Annotated in this window: 2 protein-coding genes and 1 pseudogene; all 3 read right to left on the bottom strand. The window is 70.3% G+C overall.

Annotated features, from left to right (window positions below):
- Positions 1-3,776: glycoside hydrolase family 2 TIM barrel-domain containing protein (locus ABZ281_RS38165; protein WP_356662613.1), on the bottom strand; the 3,776-nt coding region annotated here is incomplete at its 3' end.
- Positions 3,777-4,000: 224 nt separating this feature from the next.
- Positions 4,001-4,531, bottom strand: coding sequence for an alpha/beta hydrolase (locus tag ABZ281_RS38160; protein WP_356662612.1), 531 nt, complete (start codon positions 4,529-4,531; stop codon positions 4,001-4,003).
- Positions 4,532-4,595: 64 nt separating this feature from the next.
- Positions 4,596-4,700 (bottom strand): annotated as a pseudogene (locus tag ABZ281_RS38155) (alpha/beta hydrolase); the annotation flags it as partial.
- Positions 4,701-4,782 lie beyond the last annotated feature (82 nt).

Here is a 4,782-nt window from a genome sequence, read left to right as displayed (position 1 = left end):
GCCGGGCGCGGGATACGCGTCAACGCCGTCTGCCCCGGGGCCATCGACACGGCGATGTCCAACCCGGCACGGCTGGACCCGGGGTAGCCGTGGCGGGCCCCGACGGACAGGTCCTCGGGGGTGAAGTGCGAGGCGCTGACCTCCAGCAGCGGCTCACCGGTCACGAGCAGTCCGCGCCCCCTGCCGTCGGTCAGCGCGGCCCACCGCACGTCGGTCTTGTTGCCGTTCTCCTGGGGGCGCAGGTAGGAGGTCCACTGCCCGGAGACGGCGCCGGAGTGCAGGCCCACGTCGGTGGCGTTGTTGCGGTCCCACATGTTCTCCTCGGGGCCCCGGCCGTAGTAGTGCAGCCGGTCCAGGCTCCGCGGCAGGAACAGCAGGGTGCCGACCTCCGGGATGTACGGCAGGTCGGCCGCGCCCGGGTGCAGGGTGTTGTCGACCTTGATCTCGCCGTTGCCGAAGACCGTGTACGTCGTGCTGTACGTGGATTCCGTGCCGGTGGGCAGCGTGCCGGTGACGGTGACCTCGACGGCCCGGTCGTCCAGGGGGCGTACCCGTACGTCGGCCACCTTCCGGTTCGTTCCGGCGTCGCGCCACACCTGGTTGCGGGTGTGCTGGCCGTTGCCGCGGTCGTTGTCGGTGGGCGCCCGCCAGAAGTTGGGGACGGGGCCCGAGGTGAGGAGACGGGTGCCGCCCGCCTCGTAGGACGTGATGGTCCCGGTGCCCTTGTCGACGGTGACGGCGAAGCCCTTGCCCTTCACGGTGACGGTCTTGTCCCCGTCGGTGTGGCTCAGGGAGGGCACACCGCGCAACGGCGCCGGCTTCACGGCCGGACTGCCCGCGTCGAGAGCGAGTTGCTGTTTGGCCACCTCGAAGCCGGACTTGGCCCACGGGGTGGCTTCCTTGGTGGTGAAGGAGAGCTGGAGGAAGTACTCCGTGCCGGGCTCGGGCTTGGCCGGGAGCCGCACCGGGACCTTGATGTCCTTGCTGCCCAGCGGGGCGACGTTCAGCTGGTCACGGGTCAGCCGGCCGCGCTGGACGATCTTGCCGTCGGCGACGAGGGCCCAACGGCCGTCGAAATCAAGGAGGTTGGTGAACAAGTACTCGTTGGTGAGCTTGACGGCCCCGGGTCCGTCCGAGACCGGGGTGACGTTGATGGCCTGGTAGATCTGCTTGACCTCGGCGGACTTGCCGGTGAGGCCGCGGTCGGCGGTGACGATGCCGTTTCCGCAGAAGGCGCCGTCGTTGGGGTTGTCGCCCCAGTCGCCGCCGTAGGCGAAGAACGTCTTGTCGCGCGGGCGCTTCTCGGTGAAGCCGGCGGTGGCGGCGTCGAACCAGAAGCGCACGCCCTCGTCCCCCGGCGCGCGGGTTTCCGAGGCCAGTTCGGCCGCGCTGAGCGCGCGGGCGTACAGGCGGGCCCGGCGGATGGTGCCGCTGAACTCCCGGGTCGGGTTGTCGATGTCGGTGGCGAGCGACAGGGACGCGGTGTTGTTCGCGGGGCGTCGGGTGGTCGTCCTGGTGCCGCGCACCTGGCCGTCGACGTACAGGGTGAGCGTGCCGGCGTCCGCGTCGAAGACGCCGGCGATGTGATGCTCCTTGCCGGTCCAGCCGTCGGGCAGCGCCCAGCTCGCGGTGACCCACTGGCCGCCGCCGTGGATGAAGAACTCCAGGTTCTCGTCCGTCTGCTTGAGGGCGTACTGGGTGTCGCCCTTGGCGATGATCGGCTGGTGGAAGCCGGTCACGCGCGGAGTGACCCAGGCCTCGAGCGTGAGGGAACCGGTGAGGTCGAGGCGGGTGTCGCGGGCGAAGACCGTGCCGCCGGAGACGCCCTTGGCGCGGTCGAAGGTGCCGCTGGGGTTGATGACCTCACCGCGGAGCCCGCCGGGCCCGGTCTCCGTGAGCAGCTTGCGCGTGGGCGTGGGCCAGGCCAGGGCCTGGTCGACGAAGTCCCAGATCCAGCCGCCCTGGAGGACGTCGTAGCGTCGGACGATGTCCCAGTACTTCTTGAAGTTGCCGTTGGAGTTTCCCATCGCGTGGGAGTACTCGATCATCACGTACGGCCGGGTGTCGCCGGTGTCCTTGGCGCGCTGCTCGACCCGCTGCGGGCTGTCGTACATCTCGGAGCGGATGTCGCTGATGCCCGGGCGGTCGTCGCCTTCGTACTGGATGACGCGGGTGGAGTCGTAGGAGCGGATCCAGTCGTGCATGGCGTTGAAGGTGGTGCCGCCGCCCGCCTCGTTGCCCAGCGACCAGATGACCACCGAGGCGTGGTTCTTGTCGCGGTGGACCATGTTCTGGGCGCGGACCACGCAGGCCTCGGTCCACTCCGGGTGGCCGCTGCCGGGGAACGTGTCGCGGATGCCGTGGGTCTCGAGGTTGGTCTCGTCGACGAGGTACAGGCCGTACTCGTCGGCCAGTTCCAGCCAGAGGGGGTTGTTGGGGTAGTGCGAGGTGCGGACGCTGTTGATGTTGAGCCGCTTGATGATGCCGATGTCCTCGACCATCTGCGCGCGGGTGAGCGCCGAGCCGGTGACGGGGTGCATCTCATGCCGGTTGGTGCCACGGAGGGAGACGGGTTTGCCGTTGATGCGCATCAGGCCGTCCTTGAGCGCGAACTCGCGGAAACCGACCCGGTGCGAGAGGGTCTCGACCACCTTGCCGGCCGGGTCGCGCAGGCGGAGCACGGCGGTGTAGAGGTTCGGGTGCTCAGCCGACCACAGCTTTGGCGAGGGCACGGCTCTGGAGGCCTCGGCCGTCGCCTCGTCGCCGTCGGGGACGTCGACGGGCCGGTTCAGGGGCCGCGACCAGACGGCGTGGCCGCGCGCGTCGTACAGCTGGGTCTCGACGGTGTAGCGGCCCGCGCCCTTGCCGCCGTAGTCGCGGACGTGCGCGGTGACCTTGAGTTCGGCGCTGGTGTAGCCGTCGCCGAGCGGGGTGTCCAGGCGGAAGTCGCGCAGGTGCACGCTCGGCGTGGAGTAGAGGTGGACCGAGCGGAAGATGCCGCTCAGCCGGATCATGTCCTGGTCCTCCAGCCACTCCGCGTCGGAGTAGCGGTACACCTCGACGGCGATCTGGTTGGTGCCGGGCTTCAGATGGGGCGTGATGTCGTACTCGGCGGAGGTGTAGGAGTCCTCGTGGTAGCCCACCAATTCGCCGTTGATCCACACGTAGTGGGCGGACTTGACGCCCTCGAAGTGCAGGAAGGTGCGGCGGCCGGACCAGTTGCGGGGCACGGTGAAGGTCCGGCGGTACTGGCCGACGGGGTTGTAGCGGGTCGGGGCGGCCGGCGGCTGGGCGTCCTCGCCGCCGCCGTTGGGTCCCCACCAGGGGTAGGTGATGTTGACGTAGATCGGGAAGTCGTAGCCGTGCATCTGCCAGGCCGAGGGCACGGGGATGGTGTCCCAGCCGGAGTCGTCGACCTCGGTGCCGTAGAATTCCTCGTCCCGGTCGTCGGGGCGGTCCACGTAGGCGAACTTCCAGGTGCCGTCGAGGCTCAGCCGGTACGGCGATCGCTCGCGGTCGCCCTTCAGGGCCTGCCCGAGGTCCGCGTAGGGCATGAGGGTGGTGTGCGGCGGCTCGGTGCCGACCCGGTGGACGCTCAGGCCGTCGTTCCACTCGGGCGGACCGTCCGCCGCCGGGCGCCGGCCGGCCGCGTGTGCCGCGGCGGGCGACGCCGACAGGGCGAGCGCGCCGAGCACGGCGGCTCCTCCCTCCAGCAGTCGGCGACGGCTGACGACCGGCCGGTCGGCGGGAGAGGGGTGCGGGTGCGGGTGCGGCATGACCGTGGCCTTCCTCGGTTCGACAGGGTGCTGCACGGACTGAGGGCATGTCAGATGGGATCCCCAACTACCCATCCGTGATGGGTGATTCTGTTGGGACACGTGCAACTGACGGTGACTGAGCAACTGCTGAGCAGGCACACCCTAGGACTCGAACACAAACGAAGCAATGACCCCGTCGGACTTTGTGCGGTCCTGATGGTTCCCCGGTGTCGGACGGGTTCTCAGGCCGTGAGGAAGGCGAGCAACTCGCTCGTCAGGCGGGCGGGCGCGTCCAGCGGGAGGAGATGCCCTGCCTCCGGGACGGGCACCAGCCACGCACCCGGGATCAGGGCGGCCAGCTCCTGCCCCCTGGCGAACGGGATCCAGGTGTCCTCGGTGCCCCAGCAGACCGTGACGGGCAGGTCGATCGACGGGTAGAGCGGCTGGATCTCGTCGGTGTAGCGCTGGTCGGCCTGCGCGATCTGCCGGTAGAAGGCGGCCTGGCCCTCCTCGGTCGTCCACGGCCAGCGCGTCGAGCGCGGCGGGGCGCACACCGGAGTGACTCGCGGCGGAGACGTACTCGCGCACCAGGGCCTCATGGAGCGCCGCCGGGAGCTGTTCGAAGAACCGGCTGCGCTCCCCGACCAGGCGGAAGAAGGGGGAGCCCCAGGGCCGCAGGCCACCGGGTCGACCAGGGCGAGCCGTCGGTAGCGGGCCCCGTGCAGGAGGTGGGCCCGCAGTGCCACGCACCCGCCGAAGTCGTGCGCGATCACCGAGCTCCCCAAGCCCCCAGTGCGCGAGCAGCTCGGTGAGGATCCGGCCCTGGGCGCCCAGTGAGACGTCCTGGCCGGGATGCAGGTCGGAGGTGCCGTAACCCGCCATGTCCCAAACGTGCACGTGGTACCCGACCGCGGCCAGGGCGGGTGCGATCTCGTGCCACACGTACGACGAGAAGGGCGTCCCGTGCAGCAGCACGACCGGCTCGCCGCCCGGCTCGCCGAGCCGGTCCCAGCGCACGGTCCCC

Source organism: Streptomyces sp. NPDC006265, from assembly GCF_040613555.1.
Taxonomy (GTDB): domain Bacteria; phylum Actinomycetota; class Actinomycetes; order Streptomycetales; family Streptomycetaceae; genus Streptomyces.
This window is presented reverse-complemented; position numbering and strand designations above follow the sequence as displayed.